This window comes from Sulfitobacter faviae (genome assembly GCF_029870955.1).
Taxonomy (GTDB): domain Bacteria; phylum Pseudomonadota; class Alphaproteobacteria; order Rhodobacterales; family Rhodobacteraceae; genus Sulfitobacter; species Sulfitobacter faviae.
The window spans coordinates 1,609,034-1,633,802 of record NZ_PGFQ01000001.1 but is presented as its reverse complement, the minus strand read 5'-3'; the positions used below and the strand labels follow the sequence as shown (position 1 = coordinate 1,633,802).

The 24,769-nt window shown below is 64.0% G+C and carries 23 protein-coding genes and 2 pseudogenes; 11 read left to right on the top strand and 14 right to left on the bottom strand.

The features are described from left to right. Positions 1-38: 38 nt before the first annotated feature. From CUR85_RS08430 to CUR85_RS08400, 7 genes and pseudogenes are all read right to left on the bottom strand, one after another. Positions 39-629 carry a helix-turn-helix domain-containing protein gene (locus CUR85_RS08430; protein ID WP_067262572.1) on the bottom strand — a complete coding sequence of 197 codons (591 nt, stop codon included), beginning with the start codon at positions 627-629 and terminating at the stop codon, positions 39-41. 202 nt (positions 630-831) lie between these two features. Beyond that, positions 832-1,638: a metallophosphoesterase family protein gene (locus CUR85_RS08425; protein WP_067262574.1), complete on the bottom strand. Its 807-nt coding sequence runs from the start codon at positions 1,636-1,638 to the stop codon at positions 832-834. After that, positions 1,635-2,422, bottom strand: a pseudogene (locus CUR85_RS20130) (ATP-binding cassette domain-containing protein). Before CUR85_RS20130 ends, CUR85_RS08425 begins: the two are co-directional and overlap by 4 nt. Beyond that, entirely contained in the window at positions 2,415-3,389 is a 975-nt protein-coding gene (locus tag CUR85_RS08415) for an ABC transporter ATP-binding protein (RefSeq protein WP_067262578.1), read from the bottom strand. Before CUR85_RS08415 ends, CUR85_RS20130 begins: the two are co-directional and overlap by 8 nt. Then, entirely contained in the window at positions 3,386-4,204 is an 819-nt protein-coding gene (locus tag CUR85_RS08410) for an ABC transporter permease (protein WP_067261571.1), read from the bottom strand. Before CUR85_RS08410 ends, CUR85_RS08415 begins: the two co-directional genes overlap by 4 nt. Further along, positions 4,201-5,145: an ABC transporter permease gene (locus tag CUR85_RS08405; RefSeq protein WP_067261573.1), complete on the bottom strand. Its 945-nt coding sequence runs from the start codon at positions 5,143-5,145 to the stop codon at positions 4,201-4,203. The genes CUR85_RS08410 and CUR85_RS08405 overlap by 4 nt, the downstream gene beginning before the upstream one ends. Before the next feature lie 50 nt (positions 5,146-5,195). Beyond that, a complete protein-coding gene (locus CUR85_RS08400) occupies positions 5,196-6,683 on the bottom strand; it encodes an ABC transporter substrate-binding protein (RefSeq protein WP_067261575.1) in 1,488 nt (495 codons plus the stop codon). A 235-nt stretch (positions 6,684-6,918) separates the two neighbouring features. Here CUR85_RS08400 and CUR85_RS08395 point away from each other — a divergent pair. Together CUR85_RS08395 and CUR85_RS20125 are read left to right on the top strand one after the other, a co-directional pair. Further along, positions 6,919-7,674: pseudogene (locus CUR85_RS08395) on the top strand (NAD(P)/FAD-dependent oxidoreductase); the annotation flags it as partial. Beyond that, entirely contained in the window at positions 7,629-8,048 is a 420-nt protein-coding gene (locus CUR85_RS20125) for an FAD-dependent oxidoreductase (RefSeq protein ID WP_343245471.1), read from the top strand. The pseudogene CUR85_RS08395 and the gene CUR85_RS20125, both read left to right, overlap by 46 nt. Here the strand turns inward: CUR85_RS20125 and rlmN are convergent. Beyond that, positions 8,045-9,226: a dual-specificity RNA methyltransferase RlmN gene (gene rlmN, locus CUR85_RS08385; protein ID WP_067261578.1), complete on the bottom strand. Its 1,182-nt coding sequence runs from the start codon at positions 9,224-9,226 to the stop codon at positions 8,045-8,047. The two genes, CUR85_RS20125 and rlmN, sit on opposite strands and share 4 nt — an antisense overlap. Positions 9,227-9,315: 89 nt before the next feature. Next, positions 9,316-9,816, bottom strand: a complete 501-nt coding sequence (locus tag CUR85_RS08380; protein WP_067261580.1) for a MarR family winged helix-turn-helix transcriptional regulator — start codon at positions 9,814-9,816, stop codon at positions 9,316-9,318. Positions 9,817-10,050: 234 nt separating this feature from the next. Here CUR85_RS08380 and ectA point away from each other — a divergent pair, with 234 nt between their 5' ends. Genes ectA through CUR85_RS08360 form a run of 4 tightly spaced genes read left to right on the top strand, consistent with a single transcriptional unit; the run spans position 10,051 to position 13,769 of the window. Beyond that, positions 10,051-10,584: a diaminobutyrate acetyltransferase gene (gene ectA / locus CUR85_RS08375; protein ID WP_067261582.1), complete on the top strand. Its 534-nt coding sequence runs from the start codon at positions 10,051-10,053 to the stop codon at positions 10,582-10,584. 52 nt (positions 10,585-10,636) lie between these two features. Next, a complete protein-coding gene (gene ectB, locus CUR85_RS08370; protein WP_067261583.1) occupies positions 10,637-11,929 on the top strand; it encodes a diaminobutyrate--2-oxoglutarate transaminase in 1,293 nt (430 codons plus the stop codon). A 5-nt stretch (positions 11,930-11,934) separates the two neighbouring features. Continuing rightward, the gene (locus tag CUR85_RS08365) at positions 11,935-12,327 is read left to right on the top strand and encodes an ectoine synthase (RefSeq protein WP_067261585.1); all 393 of its coding nucleotides are present in this window, start codon (positions 11,935-11,937) and stop codon (positions 12,325-12,327) included. Between the two features lie 5 nt (positions 12,328-12,332). After that, entirely contained in the window at positions 12,333-13,769 is a 1,437-nt protein-coding gene (locus CUR85_RS08360; protein ID WP_067261587.1) for an aspartate kinase, read from the top strand. 298 nt (positions 13,770-14,067) lie between these two features. Here the strand turns inward: CUR85_RS08360 and CUR85_RS08355 are convergent, their stop codons facing one another. Continuing rightward, entirely contained in the window at positions 14,068-14,592 is a 525-nt protein-coding gene (locus tag CUR85_RS08355) for an invasion associated locus B family protein (protein ID WP_082851954.1), read from the bottom strand. A 186-nt stretch (positions 14,593-14,778) separates the two neighbouring features. On the opposite strand from CUR85_RS08355, the gene CUR85_RS08350 reads away from it, so the two are divergent. Beyond that, a complete protein-coding gene (locus CUR85_RS08350) occupies positions 14,779-15,759 on the top strand; it encodes an asparaginase (RefSeq protein ID WP_067261591.1) in 981 nt (326 codons plus the stop codon). Between the two features lie 54 nt (positions 15,760-15,813). Here the strand turns inward: CUR85_RS08350 and serB are convergent, their stop codons facing one another. After that, positions 15,814-16,689 (bottom strand): phosphoserine phosphatase SerB, encoded by an 876-nt coding sequence (gene serB, locus CUR85_RS08345; protein WP_067263784.1) that lies wholly within the window; start codon positions 16,687-16,689, stop codon positions 15,814-15,816. A 154-nt stretch (positions 16,690-16,843) separates the two neighbouring features. Here serB and CUR85_RS08340 point away from each other — a divergent pair, with 154 nt between their 5' ends. The 3 genes from CUR85_RS08340 to CUR85_RS08330 all read left to right on the top strand — a co-directional run bounded on the left by CUR85_RS08340 (position 16,844) and on the right by CUR85_RS08330 (position 20,562). Further along, positions 16,844-18,007: a phosphoserine transaminase gene (locus CUR85_RS08340; RefSeq protein WP_067263787.1), complete on the top strand. Its 1,164-nt coding sequence runs from the start codon at positions 16,844-16,846 to the stop codon at positions 18,005-18,007. A 95-nt stretch (positions 18,008-18,102) separates the two neighbouring features. Further along, complete coding sequence (serA, locus tag CUR85_RS08335) at positions 18,103-19,698, top strand: phosphoglycerate dehydrogenase (RefSeq protein WP_067263789.1); 1,596 nt, start codon at positions 18,103-18,105, stop codon at positions 19,696-19,698. A gap of 135 nt (positions 19,699-19,833) precedes the next feature. Further along, a complete protein-coding gene (locus tag CUR85_RS08330; protein ID WP_067263796.1) occupies positions 19,834-20,562 on the top strand; it encodes a metallophosphoesterase family protein in 729 nt (242 codons plus the stop codon). A gap of 5 nt (positions 20,563-20,567) precedes the next feature. Here the strand turns inward: CUR85_RS08330 and tdh are convergent, their stop codons facing one another. The 3 genes from tdh to CUR85_RS08315 all read right to left on the bottom strand — a co-directional run bounded on the left by tdh (position 20,568) and on the right by CUR85_RS08315 (position 23,453). Further along, positions 20,568-21,608 carry an L-threonine 3-dehydrogenase gene (gene tdh / locus CUR85_RS08325; RefSeq protein ID WP_136720545.1) on the bottom strand — a complete coding sequence of 347 codons (1,041 nt, stop codon included), beginning with the start codon at positions 21,606-21,608 and terminating at the stop codon, positions 20,568-20,570. Further along, entirely contained in the window at positions 21,608-22,792 is a 1,185-nt protein-coding gene (locus CUR85_RS08320; protein ID WP_067261176.1) for a glycine C-acetyltransferase, read from the bottom strand. Before CUR85_RS08320 ends, tdh begins: the two co-directional genes overlap by 1 nt. A gap of 94 nt (positions 22,793-22,886) precedes the next feature. Beyond that, on the bottom strand, positions 22,887-23,453 hold the full coding sequence (locus tag CUR85_RS08315) for a helix-turn-helix domain-containing protein (RefSeq protein ID WP_067261174.1): 567 nt from the start codon (positions 23,451-23,453) through the stop codon (positions 22,887-22,889). A gap of 114 nt (positions 23,454-23,567) precedes the next feature. On the opposite strand from CUR85_RS08315, the gene CUR85_RS08310 reads away from it, so the two are divergent. Next, positions 23,568-24,749, top strand: coding sequence for an acetyl-CoA C-acyltransferase family protein (locus tag CUR85_RS08310; protein WP_067261172.1), 1,182 nt, complete (start codon positions 23,568-23,570; stop codon positions 24,747-24,749). Positions 24,750-24,769 lie beyond the last annotated feature (20 nt).

Sequence of the window (24,769 nt, the reverse complement as noted above, 5' to 3'; positions counted from 1 at the left end):
TTCTTGGCAGCGGGGTATCCGCCGCAGGTGATACGCCCTTACGGGCGAGACGACGCGAATGCGGTGGCGACTGCCCCTTCATTCGGACGTATTCTATTGGCGCCAGCGGCCTGTTCATATTGCATCCGCCCCACCCAAAGCACGCGGGCGGGCTTGTCGGTCTTGTTGGACCACGAATGCGGGCTGCTGCCGAGGTAATGCAGGCTGTCGCCGGGCCGCATGATATGCTCCCCCCCATCGACGACCTGCGCGATCTCTCCCTCAAGGATATAGATCACCTCTTCCCCCTCATGGACGACCTCTTCCGAGGCATAGCCCGGCGGCACGTTCATGATGTAGGAGGACAGCTCATGGCCCGGGAAATCCGCGCCGATCTTCTCATATTCGATGGATGAGCCCGAGACGGCAAAGCGCGGACGCTCAGCCGCACGGGTCAGGCTGTCTTGGGTCTTGGGCGTATAGATGAAAAAACTGACATCGACCTGAAGCGCCACGGCGATCTGCGACAGGGTGCCCAGTGACGGCGTGGCCCGGCCCCGTTCGACTTGGCTGAGATAGCCCACGGACACGCCGGAGGCTTCGCCCAACTGCTGTAGAGTCAGGGACAAACGATGACGCTGCTTGCGCATGCGTGCGCCAAGCGTCGATACACTGTCGCCATTGGCAGTCAGCAAATTCACCCTCCCCGTGAACAGCGGCCCGATCTCATGCCGGGTATAGCCTTTTCATGTCTCGCTGTGTGAAATTAAAAAGGTTGAGGGTCAACAATAATTTTTTTACTGCACCGCGGCGCAGGGCGCGAGGCTGCGGCCAACGGGGGTGGATGTCATTCTACTCAAAGGATTTTAGCTGCGCGCGGTCGATCCGCGCCAATTCAGACGCCGTCGGGTCAAGCGGAGCAAAGGAGACGCTCAAGCCGCTGGGATGCCATTCGCAAAGGCCGAATCCAGTGCCCTCCACGATACGCAGGTCGCGGGTTTCGGTCAGGTCGATGGTGGAATGCAGACCGTTGGAAATGACCACCGGAATGCCGTGCCAATGGCTCACCCGATTCACATGCACATGGCCCGAGAGGAGGCCCGCCACGCGCTGCCCCTTCAACATCTCGGCCAAACGCGCACTGCTCGCCGCGTCCAGACTGCCCCATGCGAGGGCCGCGGGATCGACGCGCGGCGGGTGGTGGATCACCAAGAGTTTCGCCAGATCGCCATGACGCTGAAGCGCGGCTTCCAGAAACTCGAACTGCGCGTCGTCCAGCGCCCCGGCCACCTTGCCCGGCACGCTGCTGTCCAACGTAATGACATGCAGATCGCCCTGCGGCGCGTCGTGGAAATAGGGCGCATCGGCCAGCCCCGGCGCAAAGACCGCGTTGAACCCATCGCGTTTGTCATGGTTGCCGAGGGCCATGACCAGCGGCGCTTTCAGCGGTTCCATGATCTCGCGCACAAGGGCATAGCTTTGTTGGTCGCCATGGTTGGTCAAATCGCCACTGGCCACCACGAAATCGGGTTGGGGCTCCATCGCGTTGATCACCTCCACCACGCGGCGCAGGGTGGCGGGCGTGTCGCTGTGCAGATGTGGGTCGTTCAGATCGGGATGCGAGATATGCAGGTCGGTCAGGTGGACGAAACGGGTCATGGGCGTACTCCTGCGGCTGTCAGCAGGGTTTTCGTATAAGGGTGCTCGGGGCTGCGCAACACATCTGCCGCCGCACCGCTTTCCAAGGTCTTGCCATGCTGCAGCACCAGCACCCGGTCGCAGATCGATCCGACCACCGCAAGGTCATGGCTGATAAAGACCATGCCAAGGCCCAGATCATCCTGAAGGTCCATAAGAAGGTTGAGAATTTGCGCCTGCACCGAGACATCGAGGGCCGAGACCGCCTCATCCGCGACCAACAACGCGGGGCGGGTGACGATGGCCCGCGCGATGGCGATGCGCTGGCGCTGCCCGCCCGAGAACTCATGCGGATATTTACCCGCGTCCGCGGCATGCAACCCGACCTGCTCCAAAGCTTTGGCGATGCGGCGGGGGATATCCTCGGTCTCACCATTGGCGCGCAGCGGCTCGGCGATGGACCAACCGACGCGGCGGCGCGGGTTGAGTGAGCCGAAAGGGTCTTGGAAAACCATCTGAAAATCGCGCCGCAGGCTGCGCAGTTCTTGCCCCCGAGCCCATGCAGATCGCGCCCCCGAAACAGCACCGCGCCCGCGTCCGGACGCTCAAACGCCATGATCAGCCGCGCCAGAGTGGATTTGCCCGAGCCGCTTTCCCCGACCACGCCCAAGGTCTCGCCTGCGTGCAGCGAAAAGGAGGCGTTTTCCAAAGCCGTCAGCACCGGTGGGGCCCGCAGCAGGCTTTGGCGCGGCAGTTTGTAGCGGCGGGTCAGGTTGCGGACCTCTAGAAGCGGCGCGTCAGTCATGGCACCGCTCCGTCAGCAGGTGGCAGGCGGCAGCGCGCTCTGCGTCGGTCTGCACAAAGTCCGGGCGCTGCGTGGCGCAATGGGGCAGCTCCACCGGGCAGCGCCCCGCAAAACGGCAGCCCTGCGGCAGCCCCTGCAGCGGCGGGACCGCGCCCGGAATGGTCGGCAGCCTGCGCCGTTTTCCTTGGGCATCCCGCCCCGCCACGCCCGGATCGGGCCGCGCGCCCAAAAGCCCCTTGGTATAGGGATGCGCAGGCCTGCCCAGCACCTCTGCCGTGCGGCCCCGCTCGACCATATCGCCCGCATACATCACCACGATGTCTTCGGTCGCCCGCGCCACGGCGGCGAGGTCATGGCTGATGAAAACCAGCGCCATCTGCCGCTCCCGCGCGAGCCGTTGCAGCAGGTCGGTGATCCGCAGCGCCACATTGGCGTCGAGCGCGGTTGTCGGCTCATCCGCGATCAGCAGCATGGGGTTGCAGGCCAGCGCCAGCGCGATCAGCACCCGCTGGCGCTGGCCGCCCGACATCTCATGCGGGAACTGCCGCAGGCGACGGTCGGGATCGGGAATGCCCACCTCTTCGAACAGGCTCAGGGCGCGGGCACGGGCGGCGCTGCGTGTCAGCCCGTCATGCAGCAACATCGGCTCCATCACCGTGTCGCCCACCCGACGCAATGGGTTCAGCGCCGCCATTGGTTCCTGAAACACCATCGCCACGCGGCGGCTGCGGAGCCTCTGCCAATCGCGCTCAGATGCGTCGGCCATGTCCTGCCCGTCAATCCGCAGCTGCCCGGTCAACCGCGCGCTTTCGGGGGCCATGCCCATCAGACAGAGCGCCAGCAGCGTCTTGCCCGAACCGCTTTCGCCGACGACCCCCATGCGGTCACCGCGCTCGATCACCAGATTGGCGTCGCGCAGGGCAGCGGCAGTGCCGAAATGGATCGAAAGATTGCTAAGCTCAATCATCGCGCACGCACCAGTCGGGGATCAGTGATGTCGCGCAACCCGTCGCCCAGAAGGCCAAAGCCCAGCACGGCCACGACAATGCACAGCCCCGGATAGATCGCCAGTTGCGGGGCGAGATACATCAGCGTCTGCGCCTCCGACAGCATCCGCCCCCAGCTTGAGGCGGGCGGCTGCGCGCCGAGGCCGAGATAGCTCAGCGCCGCTTCGGCGAGGATCGCCACGGCGAACTCGATGGTGGCCTGCACGATCACCGCCGCGGCGATGTTGGGCAGGATGTGATCGCGGCTGATCGCGAAGCGCCCGCGCCCGGCAGCCCGCGCGGCGGCGACATAATCGCGCGTCCAGATCTGGTTCGCCGAGGCGCGGGTGACTCGGGCGAAAATGGGAATGTTGATGAAGGAGATCGCCAGCACCGCATTGGTCAGCGAGGGCCCGAAGACCGCCGCCAGCATGATCGCGAACAACAGCGCCGGAAAGGCAAAGCCCAAGTCGGCGAGCCGCATCACCGCATCCTCGACCCAGCCGCCGAGCGCGGAGGCCAGAAGCCCCAGCCCCACGCCAATGCTGCCGCCCAAGAGCACCGCCACCAGCGCCACGGTCATCGAGTTTCGCGCCGCCGCCATCAACTGCGCCACCACGTCGCGGCCCAACTGATCGGTGCCCAGCCAATGCTCCGTAGACGGCGGGGCGAACTTGGTGGAGATCGACATCGCCTGCGGGTCATGCGGGGTCCAGACAAGCGAGAGCGCCGCCACCCCGACGACGAGGCTGACCAGTACCGCACCCAGCAGGAAATTCGCCGGAAGCCGCCTCATGCCCGCGCCTTCAGCCGAGGGTCAATGACGACGTAGAGCAGATCGACCACGAAATTCGCCGTCACCACGATGGCGGCGAACAGCATCACCAGCGCCTGCACCGTGGGCAGATCGCGGTTGGCGATGGACTGGAATATAAGCCGGCCCAGCCCCGGCAGGTAGAAGACGTTTTCGATCACGATGGTGCCGGTCACTAGGGCGGCGAACTGCATGCCGACGATGGTCACGATCGGCACCAGCGCATTGGGCAGCACATGCCGCCAAAGCACCCGCCGCCGCGAGAGGCCGCTGGCGCGGGCGGTGCGCACGAAGTCCTGCCGCATGACCTCCAGCGCCGAGGACCGCGTGACCCGCGCCAGCACCGCCGATTGCACCAGCGCCAGCGCCACCGTGGGCAGGATGAGCGAGCGCAGCGCCGCCCCCGGATCGTCCCACCCGGCAAAGCCCCCCGGCGGCAGCCAGCGCAGCTTCACGGCAAAAAGCATAACGAGCAGGATCGACAGCCAGAAGGCGGGCACGGCGATGCCAAGCTGGCTGAGAAACATCACCCCCCAGTCGCCCGCGCGCCCATGCTGCGCCGCCGCCGTGATGCCAAGGCCCAGCGCCAGCACCAGCGTCACCAGCATCCCCGCCACCGCGAGAGAAATCGTCATCGGCAGTCGTTCGGCGATGAGTTCCGAGACCGGCACGCGGAAGGAATGGCTGATGCCAAAATCCCCCTGCACCGCGTTCCAGACCCAAGCGAGGTAGCGCGTCACCACCGGCTCGTTCAGCCCCAGCTGCTCGCGCAACGCCGCCAGCGCGTCCTCGCTCGCGTCCATGCCAAGGATGGTCAGCGCCGGATCGCCCGGCAGCACGTTCATCACGGCAAAGACGACGAGCGAGACGGCGAGCAGCGTCAGCACGAAACCGAGCGTGCGGCGGAAAAGGAAATAGGCCACGAAGTCAGGTCCAAAGGCCGCGGCACCGGGGGCGCCGCAGCCGTTTCAGGTCAGTTGGCGATGCGCACATTCTTCAGCGGCATGTAGAGGACGGGCGAGGAGGACCAGTAGCCTTCGACCTCTTGGCGGAAGACGCCCAAGAGAGGCAGTTGGAACAGAAAGCCATGCACCGACTGGTCGGACAGCATCTGCTGGCCCTGCTTGAGCAGTTCATTGCGCGCCTCGGTGTCGACCTCAGTTTGGATCTTCTCCCAAAGCGCGGTCATCTCGGCATTGTCGTAGCCGTAGAAGTAGTCCGGGCCGCGGGCGAAATTGCCCATGTCGTTGGGGCTCGTGTGGGCGATGATGGTCATGTCGTAGTTCTTCTTCTTGTAGACCTCATCGATCCAGAAGCCCCATTCGACATTCTCGACCTTGGCGTTGATCCCGGCCTCGGCGAGCTGGTTCTGGATGATCTCGGCCGAGCGTGTGGCGTAAGGGAACGGCGGCACGCGCAGGGTCATGGTGGCCCCCGCAACCCCCGCCGCCTCGAACATCTCCTCGGCCTTTGCACTGTCATGCGGATAGGCGTCCGTCAGGTCGACATGTGCGGTGCCATGCGGCGGGTAGAAGCTGCCGATCGGCACGGCTTGGCCGTACATCGCGCCCTCGATGATCTCGTCACGGTCGATGGCGGTGGCCACGGCGCGGCGCACCTCGACATTGTCGAAAGGCGGCTTGGCGTTGTTCATGGCAAGGATCACCTCGCCCTCGGTCGAGCCGACGTTGACGCGGAAGCGCGGGTCGGCCTCGAACTGCGGCAGCAGTTCCGGCGCGGGGAAGCCGGGGAAAGCGTCGAGCTCCTCGGCCATCATCGCCGCGGTGGCGGCGGCCGGGTCGGAGATGAAGCGGAAGACCACCTTGTCGAGCGCCACGTCATCCGCGTCGCGGTGATCGGGGTTCTTGACCAGCGTCAGCCGGTCGCCGCGGGTCCAACTGTCGAACTTGAAGGGGCCGGAACCCACCGGGTTGGCGTTGTTGGTCTCCACGCTTTCCGAAGCCACGATGGCGCTGTCGCCTTGCCCCATGTTGAACAGGAAGAAGGCATCCTTGTTCGTGAGCGTGATCTCGACCGTCTGCGGATCGACAGCCTTGACGCTTTCGATCGGCTCGAAAATATCCTTCGAGGGGTTCACGCTGTCTTCGCTCATAGCGCGGTTGAAGGAATAGACCACATCCTCGGCATCCAGCGTGCTGCCGTCATGGAAGGTCACGCCTTCGGCGAGCATGAAGGTATAGGTCAGACCGTCCTCAGAGACCTCCCAAGAGGTTGCGAGGTTCGGCTGCACTTCGCCATTCTCGGCCACGGTGGTCAGCGATTCGAAGACGTTTTGCGTCATCATGCTGTCGATGGAGGCGGTGGCATCCGCCGTGGGATCGAGCGACGTGGGCTCCTGCTGCATGCCGATGACAAGCTCGGCAGCGGCGGAGGCCGAGGCCATCAGGCCAAAGGCCAGCGTCAGCGCGGGAAGGGTTCGGGAAAGGGTCAGTTCGGACATGGGGCAGCACTCCTGTGGGTCGGGGCGCGTTCGGCATCACCGCATGCGCCCTTTGTGACAGACTGCGCCGGGCGGGGCGTTCGGTCAACGGCTTTGCCGCGCCGGGCGAAAATTTCATGCAATTGCAACAATATGGCGGATTTATACGATTGCCCGCAGGGGCAGAGGCGGACCGCGCTTCGGCCCTTTTGCCCCGCCGCGGGCGGTGCTAGCCTCCGCGCAGAGAGGGCAGAGTATGAACAATTCAACGACAGGTTTCGATTGCATCGTGATCGGTGCGGGCATTGCGGGCGCTTCTGTCGCCGCTGAACTGTCCAGCGACCGCCGGGTGCTGCTGCTGGAGCGCGAAAGCCAGCCGGGCTATCACACCACGGGCCGCTCTGCCGCGCTGTTTACGGTGACCTATGGGCCGGAGGTGATCCGCGCCCTCTCTCGTGCCTCTGCCGCTTTCTTTCACGACCCTGCCAGCCCGCATCTGGCGCATCCGCTGCTGGAACCCCGCGGCGCGGTCTTCGTGGCGCGGCAGGACCAGCAGGCATCGCTCGCCCGCACTGCTGAGGAGTTGGGCCCCCATGTCACCCCGCTGAGCGGCCCCGAGGTCGAGACGCGCGTGCCGCTGCTGCGCAAAGGCTATGCCACCGGCGGGCTGCAGGACGCTTCGGCGGCGGATATCGACGTGAACGGGCTGCATCAACATTACCTCAAGACCTTCCGCGCGGCGGGCGGCGTTTTGCAAACCAAGGCCGAGGTGCAGGCACTTCGCAAAGAGGGTGACTGGCAGGTCGACACAAACCAAGGCACCTTCCACGCGCCGGTGATCGTCAATGCCGCAGGGGCTTGGGCGGATGAAATCGCCACGCTGGCCGGGTTAAAGCCTGCGGGCCTCACCCCGAAACGCCGCACGGCGCTGACGGTGGCCCCGCCCGAGGGGATGGTGCCGGACCGTTGGCCGATGGTGGTGGATATCGACGAGCAGTTCTACCTCAAGGCCGATGCGGGCAAGCTGCTGATTTCGCCCGCCGATGCCACGCCCTCGCCCCCTGCGACGCCCAGCCCGAGGAATTGGACATCGCGATCTGCATCGACCGGATCGAAACCGCCTTCGACTTGGAGCGCCCGCGCATCGAAAGCCGCTGGGCCGGGCTGCGCAGCTTCCTGCCCGATGGCGATCCGGTGGCGGGGTATGATCCTGAAGGTGAGGGGTTTTTCTGGCTTGCTGGCCAAGGCGGCTATGGCATCCAGACCGCCCCGGCGCTCGCCCGCGCCGCGGCGGCATTGGTGCGGGGCGCGGAAATCCCCGGCGACATCGCCGCCGAGGGTGTTACTGAAGAAGCGCTTTCGCGGGACCGCGCGGGGCTGGTTTAACCGCCCAGACCCGCGTCCGCCTCGATCTGCTTGCGCGACTTGCGCGCGCGCTCGGTCGCTGACTTAAGCTGACCGCAAGCGGCCATGATGTCTTCGCCGCGCGGGGTGCGGATGGGTGAGGCATAGCCGGCCTGATAGATGATGTTGGCGAAAGCCCGAATGCGGTTGTTCGACGACCGCTCATAGGGCGAACCGGGCCATTCATTGAAGGGAATGAGGTTGATCTTGGCCGGAATGCCCTCGATCAGCTTGACCAGACGATGCGCGTCTTCGTCGCTGTCGTTCACGTCCTTCAGCATCACGTATTCAAAGGTGATCCGCTCGGAGTTGCTGACCTTGGGATAGGCTTTGAGCGCTTCCAGCAGCGCCTCGATGTTCCAACGCTTGTTGATCGGCACCAGCTTGTTGCGCACCTCGTCGGTGGTGGCGTGGAAGGACACGGCCAACTGGCAGCCGATCTCGGCGGCGGTGCGGTGAATCTCGGGCACGACGCCGGAAGTCGACAGCGTGATGCGGCGGCGCGAAAGCTGGATGCCTTCGGGGTCCATCGCGATCTTCATCGCGTCCCGCACGTTTTCGAAATTATACAGCGGCTCGCCCATGCCCATAAGCACGATATTGCTCAAAAGCCGGGTTTCATCCTTCGGCGCACCGATTTCAGGCCATTCGCCCAGATCGTCACGCGCCACCATGACCTGACCGATGATCTCCCCCGCCGTGAGGTTGCGGACCAGCTTCTGGGTGCCGGTGTGGCAGAACGAGCAAGTCAGCGTGCAGCCCACTTGGCTAGAGACACAAAGCGTGCCGCGCCCCTCTTCGGGGATATAAACCACCTCGACCTCATGACCGCCCGCGATCCGCACGAGGTATTTGCGGGTGCCATCCTCGCTGACCGCACGGGTCACCACCTCGGGCACTTCGATCACGAATTTCTCAGCCAATTGAGCGCGGTAGCCCTTGGCGAGGTTGGTCATCGCGTCGAAATCCCGCACGCCCCACTGGTAGATCCACTGCCAAATCTGCCCCACACGCATCTTCGCTTGTTTCTCGGGCGTGCCATGGGCGATCAGCGCGTCGCGCATGGCGTCGCGGGTCAAGCCGACAAGGTTGATCGGCCCATCGGGCAGCTTACGGGGAAGGGTCATCACGTCTTGGGTGATGGGCGCGGAAGCGGACATTTCAAAGACTCACTGGCTAGGGATGGGTCTCTATATAAGAAAAGGCGCGATTTGCAAAAGGGTTTGGCCGCCGAGGTCTGGGACCGCGCTCAATAGGTCTTCTTGCTTGTCCGCAATTCCCCCGTCGCGAGAACCGGCGCGGCATCCAGACTGTCCACGTTCAGCATCGCCGCCACACGCTCCAACGACGACACCAGCTGCGCCTGCTCCCAATCGGCCAGATCCGCAAAGGCGCGGACGTAGCGCTGTTGCAGCGCATCGGGGGCTTCTTCCAACACATCCTCGCCTTGGGCGGTCAAGGTGATGTTGGTCTGCCGACGGTCCTGCGCCGAGGGCTGGCGCGAGACCAAGCTGCGCGCCACCAGCTTGTCGACCAAGGCGGTCACGGTGGCTTGGCTCACCCCCATCTGGTTGGCGAGGGTCTTGGCCGTCGGGTCTTTCTTCTCTCCCACGATCTGCAAAACGCGCAGCTGCGCAGGGGTCACCCCCGCGGCCTGCGCCAGATCGCGCGCATAGAGTTCGGTGGCCCGCAAAATGCGGCGCAAAGCGATCAGACTTTCGTCGACCCGGTCGGGATGTTTCTGCGTCATGGTGCATCATTGCACATTGGCGGCATTCTCAGCAATCGCTCAAAACCTGCCTGATCGCTTAGTATAGCTAAGCGAAGCCGCCTAATTTCGTTCGGAAAACGAAACAAATATGCACAGTTCTATGGCGCTTAAAGCACGCTATAAGCGCATTTTGAAGTAATTTGCTTTGATTGTTGAAGTATTACCGCGCATGACTTATTTAGTCTATCGAAACAATCAGGGAGCCACGAACGGATGCAGAATAAACTCGACATGAAAAAAGCCCGCACACCCAAGCTGCGCAAGCCCAATGCCGAGGACGGAGCCGCCATCTGGCGGTTGATTCGCGACTGTAAACCGCTCGACGAAAATTCGCTCTATGCGAACCTGATCCAAGCCGACCACTTCCGCGACACCTGCGTGGTGGCCGAGTTGGACGGTGATATCGTGGGCTGGATCTCCGGCCATATGATCCCGGCCCAAGATGCTTTCTTTGTCTGGCAGGTCGCCGTCAGCCCCAAGGCCCGCGGCCTTGGTCTGGGGAAAACCATGCTGATGGAACTGGTGAACCGGGATGAGACCGAGGACGCCAAGACCCTCAAAACCACGATCACCCGCGACAACGACGCCTCTTGGGGGCTGTTCCGCAGCTTTGCGAACCACATCGGCGGCGATCTTTCTGATGCGCCCCACTTTACCAAAGACGCCCACTTCGAGGGCGCGCATGACACCGAACATATGGTGACGATCACGCTGCCCGAGGCCGCCGCACTGAAACGCGCCGCGTAAACCGCAGCTGACAATTCACACGACAGACTCTCTAGAAGAGAAAGGAATTCCTATGCCTAAGGATATGGCACAGAACACGACCATCTTTACCCGCCGCGAGAGCGAAGCGCGCTCCTACTGCCGTGGCATGAACGCCGTTTTCACCCGCGCCAGCGGCTCGGAAATGTTCGATGGCGAAGGCAACCGCTACATCGACTTCCTCGCCGGCTGCTCCTCGCTGAACTACGGGCACAACGACCCGGACATGAAACAGGCGCTGGTGGAGCATATCACCGCTGATGGCATCGCCCACGGCCTCGACTTTCATAGCGAGACTAAGGCGGCCTTCCTCGAAGCCTATGAGGAGAAGATCCTCAAGCCGCGCGGCATGGACTATAAGGTCATGATGACCGGCCCGACCGGCACCAATGCCGTCGAAGCCGCGATTAAGCTGGCGCGCAAGGTGACGGGCCGGACCAACGTGATTTCCTTCACCAACGGCTTCCACGGCATGACCATGGGTGCGCTGGCGCTCACTGGCAACAAAGGCAAGCGCGGCGGCGCGGGTGGCGGCTCGTTGGCCGATGTCACCCACATGCCCTTCGAAGGCGCATTGGGCGAGAACGTGGACACGCTTGAGATGATCGACGCGATGCTGTCGAACCCGTCGTCGGGCATCGACGCCCCCGCGGCCTTTATCTTTGAGCCGATCCAAGGCGAAGGCGGGTTGAACGCGGCCTCCGACGCATGGATGCAAGGCATCGAAAAAATCGCCCGCAAGCATGGCGCGCTGCTGATCGTCGACGACATTCAGGCGGGCTGTGGCCGCTCGGGGTGCTTCTTCTCCTTTGAGGCCTCCGGCATCAAGCCCGACATGATCACCCAAGCGAAATCGCTTTCCGGCTTTGGCCTGCCCTTCGCGGCCCTGCTGATCGCGCCGGAGCATGACATCTGGAAGCCCGCCGAGCACAACGGCACCTTCCGGGGCAATACCCATGCCTTCGTTACCGCCCGCGTCGCGATTGAGAAGTTCTGGTCCGATGACACCTTCGAAAAGTCGCTGGCCGAGAAAGCCGTGCTGCTGACCACCGCGCTTAAGGATGTGGCCGATCTGGTCGACGGCGCCACACTGAAAGGCCGCGGCCTGATGCAGGGCGTCGATGTCGGCTCGGGCGAACTGGCCGGTGCGATCTGCGCGCGCGCCTATGAATTGGGCCTCGTGATCGAAACATCGGGTGCGAACGACGAGATCGTAAAATATCTTGCCCCGCTCACCACGCCGGAGAAGGTTATGCGCGAAGGCTTTGATATCCTTCTTCAAGCGACCCGCGATGTGACGGGCAACATGAAACTGGCAGCGGAGTAATACCGATGATTGTACGCGATTTTAACAAACTTCAGGGCACAGACCGTCACGTGGCGGATGCGAAATGGACCTCCACACGGATGCTTCTGGCCGATGACGGGATGGGGTTTTCCTTCCACATCACCGTGCTTGAGGCCGGGTCGGAACACACGTTCCACTACAAGCATCACTTCGAGAGCGTCTATTGCATGAAGGGCAAAGGCTCGATCACCGATCTTGCCACCGGCGAGACGCATGAGATCACCCCCGGCGTCATGTACGCCCTGAACCTGAACGACAAACACACCCTGCGCGCAGAGGAAGAACTGCACATGGCGTGCTGCTTCAACCCGCCGGTCACCGGCAACGAAGTGCACCGCGAAGATGGTTCCTATGCGCCTGCCGAGGAGGTCGCTTAAGTTTTATGACTCAACCGTCCCACACTGTCGAAAAAATCGGCGGGACGTCCATGTCCCGCGTGAACCAACTCAAAGATACGCTCTTTGTCGGTGACCGTAAGGGCGCGGACATCTATGGGCGCGTCTTCGTGGTCTCCGCCTTTGGCGGGATCACGAACCTGTTGCTGGAGCACAAGAAATCCGGCGAGCCGGGCGTTTACGCCCATTTGGCCAATGCCAGCAACGATCACGGCTGGCACGAGGCGCTGACCCGCGTCTCGGCCGAGATGCAGCGCGTGCACCGCGAGGTGCTGGAGCATCCCGGTGACATCGAACAGGCCGACGCCTTTGTGTCCGAACGCACCCATGGCGCCCGCAACTGCCTGATCGACCTGCAGCGCCTTTGCGCCTATGGCCACTTCCGCCTGTCGGAACACATGTTGCAAATTCGCGAGTTGCTGTCCGGTCTGGGCGAGGCGCATTCCGCATTCGTCACCACAATCCTGCTCCAGCGCGCTGGCGTGAACGCCCGTTTCGTTGACCTCTCGGGGTGGCGTGACGAGGGCAACGTGACGCTCGATGAGCGCATCGCGCAGGCGATGGAGGGCATCGACCCTCATACGGAAATGCCCATCGTCACAGGCTATGCGCAATGCGCCGAAGGCCTGATGCGCGAGTTCGACCGCGGCTATTCCGAGGTGACCTTCTCCAAGCTCGCCGCTCTCACCGGCGCGCGCGAGGCGATCATTCACAAGGAATTCCACCTGTCGTCCTGTGACCCGAAACTGGTCGGCGAGCATGCTGTCAAGAAGATCGGTCGCACGAACTACGACGTGGCGGATCAGCTGTCGAACATGGGGATGGAGGCGATTCACCCCAAGGCAGCCAAGACCCTGCGCCAGGCCGACGTGCCGCTGCGCGTGACCAACGCCTTCGAGCCCGAAGACCCCGGCACCCTGATCGACGACCGTCAGGCCGAGGCGCCCGCGGTGGAAATCGTGACCGGTCTCGACATCGTCACGCTGGAGTTGTTCGAGCAGGACATGGTCGGCGTCAAAGGCTATGACACCGCGATCCTCGACGTTCTGACACGTCACAACGTGCGGATCGTCTCGAAGGTCTCGAACGCCAATACGATCACCCATTATCTGGACGCTTCGCTGAAAACGATGCGCCGGGTGGAGAAGGATCTGGCCGAGATTTATCCCACCGCCGAGATCACCACCCGCACACTTTCCATGGCCTCGGTCATCGGGCGCGATCTGAACGGCTTGTCGGTGTTGCAACGGGGCCTTGTGGCCATCGCCGAGGCCGGCGAGACGGCGATCGGCGCGAGCCAAGGGCCACGCAACGTGGATGTGCAGTTCATCGTCGAGCGGGAAAGCCTGCAACCAGTGATCAAGGCGCTGCATGGCGCGTTTATCGAGGAAGAGGTGGCGGCGCCGCTCTCGCGGGCGGCCTAAGGCTTACATAGCTACCGCACTATGCGCCGCGGCTCCCGAAAGGAAGCCGCGGCTTTTTCCTGCAAGGGCCATCGCTTGCCCGCGGGTCGGCGAACCAACATATTTTCGATACCACTTCATGCCTCAACCATGGTGTGCGCCCGCGAAGTCACACAGCTTCACCAAATCGCCTACCCGGGGGGCGGGCAGGCGATGGCCCGGCGCCTACGGCTTGTCCCGGGCCCGGGTGGCACGTTCGCCCCAAACAAAAACGGCCCCGCAAACGCGAGGCCGTCCCAAACTCTCAAATCGCAGAGGTTCACCCCCCGCAGCGCTTCTCCGCATCTTCCACCGCAGCGGTGAAGCCCAGAAGCGAGAAGGTGTCCTTGGTCTGCGTCCCGCGCGAAGACTTGCCGACCAGCGTCGCATCCGCACCGCGTTTCATCGCAGCGATGATCTTGGCGTCATCCGCCGTTGTCGCGGGCCATGCCCATTCGCCTTCGGTGAACAGCTCATAGGTATTGCCCGAAATGCTCATCGTCACGGTCGAGCCCGAGGCGAAAGGATAGCCGCCGGTGAAAGCAACTTGACCCTTGGCCTCTGCCGAAGGGCGGTAGAATACCATCAGCAATGTCTGGCCCCGGTTCACCGCCACCACACGCCCGTCGCGCGTGTTGACCACTTCCTTGGGCGTAGAGACGCCCCAGCATTCTGTCGGGTTATCTTCTACAAAGACGCTCCAGTCGGTCTTGGCAGCCACCCGGTTGGTGCTCTGCTCCTGCGCCACAGCGCCACTTGCCACAAGGGCGAGCGCCCCAAGTGCAAGACCACATGTCTTCATCATTCCCATCTGTCCAGCCTCCAGCCGTCCTTGACCTCAACACGTCCACAGACCCCAACCGGGCAACCTCGGGCGGGTTGCTCTCTTGCGGGTGTCTGTTATCTGTTCGACACCAACCACAATAACGGCAAACGCGCGACCGACGAAACCCTGATTGGCAGGTTTTCGCCCAGAAACAGGATGAACCTCATGACCAAAGCAGCCCCCTTTGCGGAAATCTGGCGCGGACCCTTTCTGGAAAGCGTGCATTTCGGTCACGCCGTGATCTGCGATGCCAGCGGCCAGATCGTCGAGGCTTGGGGCGACCCGGAAAAGGTCATTCTGCCGCGCTCTTCCTCCAAGATGATCCAAGCGCTGCCGCTGATCAATTCCGGCGCGGCGGACAAGGCGGGGCTCAGCACCGAGCAACTGGCGCTTGCCTGCGCCTCGCACCAAGGGGCCGCCATCCACACCGACCGGGTGGGCGTCTGGCTCGACACGCTGGGTCTGGACGACGACGCCTTTCGCTGCGGCCCGCAGGAGCCCGCCGACCGCGACGCGATGGAGGGGCTGATCCGCGCCCATGAAAAACCCTGCCAGATCCACAACAACTGCTCGGGCAAACACGCAGGCTTCCTGACGCTGAACCAACATCTGGGCGGCGGTGCCGATTACGAAAAGCCGGAGCATGCGGTGCAAAAAGCCTGCCTTGAGGCTTTCGAGACGGTCACGCAAGAAACCTCCCCCGGCTATGGGATCGACGGCTGCTCGGCCCCGAATTACGCCTGCACCCTGCACGGCATGGCCCGCGCCATGGCCCATTTCGCCGCCGCCCCCGAAGGCTCTGCCGAGGCGCGCCTGCACGAGGCCATGCGCCTGCACCCCGAACTCGTCGCGGGCGAAGGTCGCGCCTGCACGGAACTGATGCGGGCGATGGATGGCAAGGTCGCGCTGAAAACCGGGGCCGAAGGGTTCTTCATCGCCATCTGGCCCGAGCGCAAGCTGGGCATCGCATTGAAAGCCGCCTGCGGCACCACCCGCGCCGCCGAATGTGCGATCACCGCGCTGATGGTCAAACTGGGGGCGCTGGACGCCAACCACCCCGCCGCGCTCAAGCGGATGAACGCGCCGATCAAGAACTGGCGCGGGCTTGAAACCGGGATGCTGAAACCAGCGGCGGGGCTGCTTTAAGCCACTCGCGCTGCCGCCTAGCTCAAAGGATGCGGCAGCGCCACGCGGGCAAGCTCAGCCTGCAAATTCGGTACGCGCATAGCCCTGCACGAACAGCAGCGCGGTCAGATCGCCGAAGTTGATGCGGATGTCACATTCCGCCGCGACAGAAGGCTTTGCATGTAGCGCCACGCCCATGCCCGCGCGCCCCAACATGCCCAGATCATTGGCCCCATCACCCACGGCGATGACCTGATCCTCGGCAATGCCCAGCTTTGCCGTGATCTCTTCCAGCGCGGTGACCTTGGCCTCACGCCCGAGGATCGGCAGCCCCACATCGCCCGTCAGCGCGGCCTGTTCAACCAGCAGCGTATTCGCGCGGTTCTCGTCAAAGCCCAGCATCTCGGCCACTTTGGCAGTAAAGGCGGTGAACCCGCCCGAGACCAGCGCGGCATAGCCGCCGTTGGCCTTCATCGTGCCCACCAAGGCACCGCCTCCGGGCATCAGAGTGATCCGCTCGGCCAAGACCTTGTCGATGACGCTGGCTTCCAACCCTTTCAACAGGCCGACCCGTTCGCGCAGGGCGCCGTCGAAATCCAGCTCGCCATTCATGGCGCGGGCGGTGATCTCTTTCACGCGCGCCCCGACGCCCGCCTCATCGGCCAGTTCGTCGATGCACTCCTGCTGGATCATCGTGCTGTCCATATCGGCCAGCAGCATCTTCTTGCGGCGGCCCTCTGTCGGCACGATCACCAGATCGACCCCCATGGACTGGCAGCTTTCCCAGACATCCCAACGGTTTTCCGGCATCTGGGTCAACGAGAACTCCGCCGCCTCATCCGGGGCCAGCCAAAGCGCGTCACCCCCGCCCCAAGCATTGCGCAGGCTTTCCACCAGCGCGGGGTCGAGGCTGGGGTTGGTGGGGGAGGTCAACAAGATTGCCGTGAACATAAGTTTCCGATCCGCATCATTCGCGCCGCGCAAAGCGACATGACCGGCGTCCTAGCGTCATTTTGCGACTTGCGCCAGCCCGGCCTCCCCGCGTATCCCGGCAAGTGGGACACCCTTCCCCAACGAAGGGCGATTATCTGAGAGGGTAGCATCAATGGCTATGAACCAACCGGCACCGCGCCCGGAAGCGAAACCTGTTGCCGTACCGGCAAACCCACGTTTCTCCTCCGGCCCCTGCGCCAAAATCCCCACATTCGACCTGACCAAGCTTGGCGATGCTCCGCTGGGCCGCAGCCACCGTGCCGCGCCCGGCAAGGCCAAGCTCGCAGAGGCGATCGAGACCACCCGCGAAGTGCTCGGCGTGCCCGCCGACTACCGCATCGGCATCGTGCCCGCCTCCGACACTGGCGCTTTCGAGATGGCCATGTGGTCGCTCTTGGGCGAACGGCCCGCGGAGATGGTGGCTTGGGAAAGCTTCGGCGCGGGCTGGGTCACCGACGTGGTCAAGCAGCTGAAGATCGAGGCGCAGGTCCACACCGCCGAATATGGCGAGATCGTCGACATGGCCGCGCTGAATTATGACAACGACGTCTGCTTTACCTGGAACGGCACGACCTCCGGCGTGCGCGTGCCCACGGGCGACGTGATCCCGGCAGACCGCGCGGGCCTGACGCTCTGCGACGCGACCTCCGCCGCCTTCGCGCAGGACCTGCCGTGGGACAAGCTCGATGTGACAACCTTCTCTTGGCAGAAGGTGCTGGGCGGCGAAGCAGCGCATGGCATGCTGATCCTGTCGCCCCGCGCCGTGGAACGGCTGGAGAATTACACCCCCGCGTGGCCGCTGCCCAAGATCTTCCGCCTGACCAAGGGCGGCAAGCTGAACGAGGGCATTTTCCGCGGCGAGACGATCAACACGCCGTCGATGCTCTGCGTCGAGGATTACCTGCTGGCGCTGGACTGGGCCAAATCCGTGGGCGGCCTGGAAGGGCTGATCGCCCGCGCCGATGCCAACACCAAGGCCGTGGCCGATTTCGTCGAGGCGCATGACTGGATCGACTTCCTCGCCACCGATCCCGCGACACGCTCCAACACATCGGTCTGCCTGAAGTTCACCGACGACCGCATCGAAGACGGCGCCGCCTTTGCCAAGGCCGTGGCCAAGCGGCTGGCGGATGAGGGCGCAGCGCTCGACATCGGCGCCTACCGCGATGCCCCTCCGGGCCTGCGCATCTGGTGCGGCGGCACGGTCGAGACGGCGGACATCGAAGCGATGCTGCCTTGGCTCGAATGGGCTTTTGAAGCCGAAATCAACGCGTGACGCGACGGTGCGCGAGGATCGCGCACCCTACTCCCCCCTCTCTTCGGCTGCGCGTCTCTGCGCACCGCTGACCCCGTTTATGAAGGACCAGACAAATGGCCCCCAAAGTACTCATCTCCGACAAACTCTCCGAAGCTGCCGTTCAGATCTTCCGCGACCGCGGCATCGACGTGGATTTTCAGCCCGATCTGGGCAAGGACAAAGACAAGCTGGCCGAGATCATCGGCAACTATGACGGCCTCGCCATCCGCTCGGCCACCAAGGTGACGGAAAAGATCCTCGCCAACGCGCCGAACCTCAAGGTGATTGGCCGCGCGGGCATCGGCACCGACAACATTGACAAGGAAGCCGCCTCGAAACAGGGTGTGATCGTGATGAACACGCCCTTCGGCAACATGATCACCACCGCCGAACATGCCATCGCGATGATGTTCGCCGTGGCGCGGCAAATCCCCGAGGCCAGCGCCTCCACCCACGCGGGCAAGTGGGAAAAGTCCAAGTTCATGGGGGTCGAGCTGACCGGCAAGACCCTTGGCGTAATCGGTGCGGGCAACATCGGCGGCATCGTCTGCGACCGCGCGCGCGGGCTGAAGATGAAGGTCGTGGCCTATGACCCCTTCTTGGGCGAGGAGAAGGCCGAGAAGATGGGCGTCGAGAAGGTCGAGCTTGATGAGCTGCTGACCCGTGCCGACTTCATCACCCTGCACGTCCCCTTCACCGAGCAGACGGCGAACATCCTGAGCCGTGAGAACCTCGAAAAAACCAAGCCCGGCGTGCGCATCATCAACTGCGCCCGCGGCGGTCTGGTGGATGAGGAAGCGCTGGCCGACCTTCTGAAATCCGGTCACGTGGCGGGCGCGGGCTTCGACGTCTTCGCCGAGGAACCGGCCAAGGAGAACCCGCTCTTCAACCTGCCCAACGTGGTCTGCACCCCGCACCTCGGCGCCGCGACCACCGAGGCACAGGAGAACGTGGCCCTGCAGGTGGCCGAGCAGATGTCCGACTACCTGCTGACCGGCGCCGTGACCAACGCGCTCAACATGCCCTCGGTCACCGCCGAAGAAGCCAAGGTCATGGGCCCCTGGGTCAAGCTCGCCGGCCACCTCGGCGCCTTCATCGGCCAGATGACGGACGAGCCGATCAAGGCGATCAACATCCTCTACGACGGTTCGGTCGCCAAGATGAACCTCAAGGCGCTGAACTGCGGCGTCGTGGCGGGCATCATGAAGCGGGCCAACCCGGACGTGAACATGGTCTCCGCCCCCGTGGTCGCGCGTGAGAAAGGCATCCAGATCTCCACCACCAACCAAGACAAATCCGGCGTCTTCGACGGCTACGTCAAGGTGACCGTGGTGACCGAGAAGCGCGAGCGCTCCATCGCGGGCACCGTCTTCTCGGACGGCAAGCCGCGCTTCATCCAGATCAAGGGCATCACCATCGACGCCGAGATCGGGGAGCATATGCTCTACACCACCAACGAAGACGTGCCGGGCATCATCGGCACACTGGGCCAGACCATGGGCGAGAATGGCGTGAACATCGCCAACTTCACCCTTGGCCGCCACACCGCCAAGGGCGAGGCGATTGCCCTGCTCTATGTCGACGATCAGGTGCCCGAAACAGTGATCGGCAAGCTGCGCGACACCGGCATGTTCCGGCAGATCAAGCCGCTGCAATTCGACGTGGCCTAAGGCCCGCACGACCTGCACAATCTGGAAGCGCCCCCTCGTGGGGCGCTTTTGCTTTTGGGGCATTGTCGGGCCTAAGCCTTCCCTTCCCCGCCGCTTTGCGGCATCACGAGGGGGTGCAGAAGGACAGGAACAATCATGCCCAGCCCCATCTATGCCATCGGAGACATCCACGGTTACGCCGCCGAGCTTGAGCGCGTTTTGACCCTGATCGAAGAAGACGGCGGGCCGGAGGCGCAGATTGTCTTTCTGGGCGATTACACCGACCGCGGCCCCGACAGCAAAACGGTGATCGAACGGCTGGCCCAAGGCAAGGCCGAGGGCCGCAATTGGACCTTCCTAATGGGCAATCACGACCGCATGTTCAGCTGGTTCATGGAGGATTTCCCCCGCCACGATCCGCTGCTGCTGGTTGAGCTTAACTGGCTAAACCCGCGTTTGGGCGGTGACACGACGCTGAACTCCTACGGCGTGTCGGTCAGCGGGCGCGACCGGATGTCAGAGGTGCACGAGAAAGCCCGCGCAGCGGTGCCACAGAGCCATGTGGATTTCCTCAAGACCCTCGCCCTGTCGCATCAAACGCCCGACCTCTTCTTTGCTCATGCGGGCATCCGCCCCGAGGTGCCACTGGACGATCAGCGCGAGAATGATCTGCTGTGGATCCGCAAGGAGTTTCACCAATACACCGCGCCGCATCCCAAGCTGATCGTCCACGGCCACACGCCGGTCGACAGCGCCATGCACTATGGCAACCGGGTGAACCTCGACACCGGGGCGGGCTATGGCAAACCGCTCTGCGCGGCGGTGTTCGAAGGGGAAGACGTTTGGGTTCTCACGCAACAGGGGCGCAATCGCCTGCGCCCCTGAGCGGTTCAGGTCCAGTCCAGCACCACCTTGCCTGACCGCCCCGATTTCATCGCGGCGAAGCCCTGCTCGAATTCGTCGACCCCGAAGCGGTGGGTGATGATGGCGGAGACATCCAGCCCGTTTTCCAACATGGCGATCATCTTGTACCAGGTCTCGAAAATCTCGCGGCCGTAGACGCCCTTGATGGTGATCGCCTTGAAAACAATCCGGCTCCAGTCCACCGGCGACTTGCCCGGCGGAATGCCCAGCATGGCGATGCGCCCGCCCATGGTCATCGCCTCGACCATCTGATCCAGCGCCTGCTGGTTGCCCGACATCTCGAGCCCGACGTCAAAACCCTGTTTCATCTTCAGCCGCGGGATCACATCGGCCAAATCCTCCTTGGCCACGTTCACCGGCACCACGTCGGCGACCTTTTCCGCCAGCGCCAGTCGGTCGGGGTTCACATCCGTGATCACCACATGCCGCGCGCCGACGTGCCGCGACACCGCGGCGGCCATGATGCCGATGGGCCCCGCGCCGGTGATCAGCACGTCCTCGCCCACCAGATCGAAGCTGAGGGCCGTGTGCACCGCGTTGCCCAAAGGATCAAGGATCGCGCCGATGTCGTCCGAAATCTCATCCGGCAGCGGCACCACGTTGAAGGCGGGCAGACGCAGGTATTGCGCAAAGGCCCCCTGTTCGTTCACCCCGATGCCCCGCGTCGCGGGATCGAGGTGGAACTTGCCCGCGCGGCTTTGCCGCGACTGCTTGCCGATCAGATGCCCCTCGCCCGAGCAGCGCTGGCCGATCTCCAGCCCCTCGACATTGCGGCCAAGCTCGACGATCTCGCCGGCGAATTCATGGCCGGTGATCAGCCCCACCGGCACCGTCCCGGCGGCCCAGTCGTCCCAGTTCCAGATGTGGATATCGGTGCCGCAGATGCCGGTCTTGTTGATCTTGATCAGCACGTCGTCGGGGCCGATCTCGGGCACCGGGGCATGGGTCATCCACAGCCCCTCGCGGGGGTGCAGCTTGGCCAGCGCCTTCATCTCGTTCGTCGCCATCAGATCACCCCGCAAGCCTTGCCGGCCGTCTCGAAGGCTTTCAGCGCGCGGTCCAATTGCTCGCGGGTCAGGGCCGCGTTCATCTGGGTGCGGATGCGCGCCTGACCGCGCGGCACCACCGGGAAGAAGAAGCCGGAAACATAGACGCCTTCCTCGAAGAGCTTCGCCGCCATGTCCTGCGCCAGTTGCGCCTCGCCTAGCATGACCGGCACGATGGGATGTTCGCCGGGCAGCAGGTCGAAACCCAGCTTTTCCAGCCCCGCGCGCCAGTATTCGGTGTTCTCGAAAAGGCGCGCGCGCAGGTCGTCGCCCTCTTCCACCAGTTCCAGCGCGCGGATGCCGGCGCGCACGATCGACGACGGCAGCGAGTTCGAGAACAGATAGGGCCGCGCGCGCTGGCGCAGCAGATCGATCACCGGCTGCGGCCCCGCGATATAGCCGCCGATGGCGCCGCCGAGCGCCTTGCCCAGCGTGCCCGTCACGATGTCCACCTTGACCCCGTGATGCGCCGGGGTGCCCGCGCCCTTTGGCCCCATGAAGCCGGTGGAATGGCAATCGTCGACCATCACCAGCGCCTCGTATTTCTCGGCCAGCGCCACGATCTCGGGCAGTTTCGCCAGATAGCCGTCCATCGAGAAGACCCCGTCGGTGGCGATCATGATGAAGCGCGCGCCGTCCTCGCGGGCCTGTTTCAGCTTGGCCTCCAGATCCTCCATATCGCTGTTGGCATAGCGGTAGCGCTTGGCCTTGCAGAGCCGGATGCCGTCGATGATCGAGGCATGGTTCAGCGCGTCCGAGATCACCGCGTCCTCCGGCCCCAGCAGCGGCTCGAACAGCCCGCCGTTGGCGTCGAAACAGGCGGCGAAGAGGATCGAATCGTCATGGCCGAGGAAATTGGCCAGCTTCTGCTCCAGCTCCCGATGGATGTCCTGCGTGCCGCAGATGAAGCGGACGGAGGCCATGCCGAAACCCTTCTCGTCCATCGCTTCCTTGGCGGCGGCGATGAGCGCGGGATGATCGGCAAGGCCGAGGTAGTTGTTGGCGCAAAGGTTGATGACCTCGCGGTCACCCACCGCGATCTCACCGCCCTGCGGGGTGGTGATGAGCCGCTCGCGCTTCATCATGCCCTCGGCGTCGATCTCGGACAGGGTGTCGGTGACATGGGACAGAAATGCTTGGGTCATGAGGCTCTCCTTTTCAGAAGGCATCTACCATAACGGAGGCCGTTCCGAAATAGAGGATTTCCGGAATGGCGGAATTTTTCCGATATTGCGGAAACTAGGCGTCTTGAACCACCAGAAAGGCGCGCACCGGCCCCTCTGTCGCGCGGATCGCATGGGGCACGTCGGCGGCATAGCGCGCGGTGTCGCCGGCCTGCAGCCGCTCGGTCCCGCTGCCGCTGGTGACCTCTACCGCGCCTTCGAAGACGCTAAGGTGCTCGCGCGCGCCGCGGGTGTGGGGCGCACTGTCGAGCACGCCGCCTTCGGCGATGAGCAATTCATAAACCTCGTGATGCCCGGCTTCCTCGGGCGGGGAGAGAATGCGAATGCGGCAACCGTCGCCCAGATTGCTGATCGTCGGCACGGCGGCGCTGCGCAGTACTTCGATCTGCGGCTCGCCGGGGGCGGCATCCAGAAGACCGGCAAAATCCACCTGCAAAGCGCGGGTGAGGTTCCACAGGGTCGCGATGGTGGGGCTCGATTCGCCGCGCTCAATCTGGCTGACCATGGAGCGCGACACGCCCGAGAGCTTCGCCACGGCGTCGAGCGACAACCCCTGCCCCTGCCGCGCCTCTTTCAGGCGGGCAGGCAGCTGTGTCAGGATCTTGTCGGTGTTGTCCGTCATGGCGGATATGTCGCGCGGCGCCCCCTCCCTGTCAAGCTGTCGCATGACGGGACGTTTCTCCTGACTTTGCCGCGCCCGCCCCCATAGTGCCGCCAACGATAAGAGGAGAGTTTTATGTCAGACGATATCGTCATCCTGAGCGGCGCACGCACCGCCATCGGCACTTTCGGCGGCGCGCTTGCCGCCACCCCGCCCACCAAACTGGGCAGCACCGTCGCGGCAGAGGCCATGGCGCGCGCGGGCGTCGATCCGGCGCAGATCGGCCATGTCGTCTTTGGCACCGTCATCAACACCGAGCCGCGCGACATGTACCTTAGCCGCGTCGCCGCACGTGAGGCGGGCGTGCCCGATGAGGTGCCGGCGATGAACGTGAACCGGCTCTGCGGCTCGGGCGTGCAGGCGCTGGTCTCGGCCACGCAAAGCCTGATGCTGGGCGATGCGGACTTCGCGCTCGCAGGCGGCGCCGAAAGCATGTCGCGCGCGCCCTACGTGCTGCCCGATGCCCGCTGGGGCCAGAAGATGGGCGATGCACGCAGCCTCGACATGCTGCTGGGCACGTTGAACTGCCCCTTCGGCACCGGGCATATGGGCGTGACGGCAGAGAACGTGGCGGATGAACACACCATCACCCGCGAGGAGATGGACGCCTTCGCCCTGCAAAGCCAAGAACGTGCGGCGGCGGCCATCGCAGCGGGACACTTCAAGGAGCAGATCGTGCCCGTCGAGGTGAAGGTGAAGCGCGACATGGTGCCCTTCGACACCGACGAACACCCCAAATCCACGACCGCCGAGGCGCTGGCCGGGCTGCGCCCCGTCTTCCAGAAAGATGGCCGCGTCACGGCGGGCAACGCCAGCGGCATCAACGACGGTGCCGCGGCGCTGGTGCTGGCGCGCGCGGAGGCGGCGGAGGCCGCCGGGCTCACACCCCGCGCCCGCATCCTCGGCTACGCCCACGCCGGCGTGCGACCCGAGGTCATGGGCATCGGCCCGGTCCCCGCCGTGCGCCGCCTGCTGGAGCGCACCGGGCTGAAGGCCGATGACTTTGACGTGATCGAAAGCAACGAGGCTTTCGCGAGCCAGGCGCTGGCGGTGAGCAAGGAGCTTGGCTTCGACCCGGCAAAGGTGAACCCCAACGGCGGGGCCATCGCGCTTGGTCACCCGGTCGGCGCGACGGGCGCGATCATCACCGTGAAGGCGCTGTATGAGTTGGAGCGGATCGGCGGCAAACGCGCGTTGATCACCATGTGCATCGGCGGCGGGCAAGGCATCGCCATGGCCATCGAACGTATCGCCTAAAGGCCGGGGGGCCTCGCGGC

What these genes read in the sequence shown, in the direction of transcription:
- CUR85_RS08340 (WP_067263787.1), top strand. Translation starts at nt 16,844, where the DNA reads ATGGCTATGAACCAACCGGCACCGCGCCCGGAAGCGAAACCTGTTGCC.
- ectA (WP_067261582.1), top strand. Translation starts at nt 10,051, where the DNA reads ATGCAGAATAAACTCGACATGAAAAAAGCCCGCACACCCAAGCTGCGC.
- rlmN (WP_067261578.1), bottom strand. Translation starts at nt 9,226, where the DNA reads ATGTCCGCTTCCGCGCCCATCACCCAAGACGTGATGACCCTTCCCCGT.
- tdh (WP_136720545.1), bottom strand. Translation starts at nt 21,608, where the DNA reads ATGGCGACGAACGAGATGAAGGCGCTGGCCAAGCTGCACCCCCGCGAG.
- serA (WP_067263789.1), top strand. Translation starts at nt 18,103, where the DNA reads ATGGCCCCCAAAGTACTCATCTCCGACAAACTCTCCGAAGCTGCCGTT.
- CUR85_RS08415 (WP_067262578.1), bottom strand. Translation starts at nt 3,389, where the DNA reads ATGATTGAGCTTAGCAATCTTTCGATCCATTTCGGCACTGCCGCTGCC.
- CUR85_RS08410 (WP_067261571.1), bottom strand. Translation starts at nt 4,204, where the DNA reads ATGAGGCGGCTTCCGGCGAATTTCCTGCTGGGTGCGGTACTGGTCAGC.
- CUR85_RS08355 (WP_082851954.1), bottom strand. Translation starts at nt 14,592, where the DNA reads ATGATGAAGACATGTGGTCTTGCACTTGGGGCGCTCGCCCTTGTGGCA.
- CUR85_RS08360 (WP_067261587.1), top strand. Translation starts at nt 12,333, where the DNA reads ATGACTCAACCGTCCCACACTGTCGAAAAAATCGGCGGGACGTCCATG.
- CUR85_RS08320 (WP_067261176.1), bottom strand. Translation starts at nt 22,792, where the DNA reads ATGACCCAAGCATTTCTGTCCCATGTCACCGACACCCTGTCCGAGATC.
- CUR85_RS08365 (WP_067261585.1), top strand. Translation starts at nt 11,935, where the DNA reads ATGATTGTACGCGATTTTAACAAACTTCAGGGCACAGACCGTCACGTG.
- CUR85_RS08315 (WP_067261174.1), bottom strand. Translation starts at nt 23,453, where the DNA reads ATGACGGACAACACCGACAAGATCCTGACACAGCTGCCTGCCCGCCTG.
- CUR85_RS08310 (WP_067261172.1), top strand. Translation starts at nt 23,568, where the DNA reads ATGTCAGACGATATCGTCATCCTGAGCGGCGCACGCACCGCCATCGGC.
- CUR85_RS08430 (WP_067262572.1), bottom strand. Translation starts at nt 629, where the DNA reads ATGCGCAAGCAGCGTCATCGTTTGTCCCTGACTCTACAGCAGTTGGGC.
- CUR85_RS08380 (WP_067261580.1), bottom strand. Translation starts at nt 9,816, where the DNA reads ATGACGCAGAAACATCCCGACCGGGTCGACGAAAGTCTGATCGCTTTG.
- CUR85_RS08425 (WP_067262574.1), bottom strand. Translation starts at nt 1,638, where the DNA reads ATGACCCGTTTCGTCCACCTGACCGACCTGCATATCTCGCATCCCGAT.
- CUR85_RS08350 (WP_067261591.1), top strand. Translation starts at nt 14,779, where the DNA reads ATGACCAAAGCAGCCCCCTTTGCGGAAATCTGGCGCGGACCCTTTCTG.
- CUR85_RS08330 (WP_067263796.1), top strand. Translation starts at nt 19,834, where the DNA reads ATGCCCAGCCCCATCTATGCCATCGGAGACATCCACGGTTACGCCGCC.
- ectB (WP_067261583.1), top strand. Translation starts at nt 10,637, where the DNA reads ATGCCTAAGGATATGGCACAGAACACGACCATCTTTACCCGCCGCGAG.
- serB (WP_067263784.1), bottom strand. Translation starts at nt 16,689, where the DNA reads ATGTTCACGGCAATCTTGTTGACCTCCCCCACCAACCCCAGCCTCGAC.
- CUR85_RS08400 (WP_067261575.1), bottom strand. Translation starts at nt 6,683, where the DNA reads ATGTCCGAACTGACCCTTTCCCGAACCCTTCCCGCGCTGACGCTGGCC.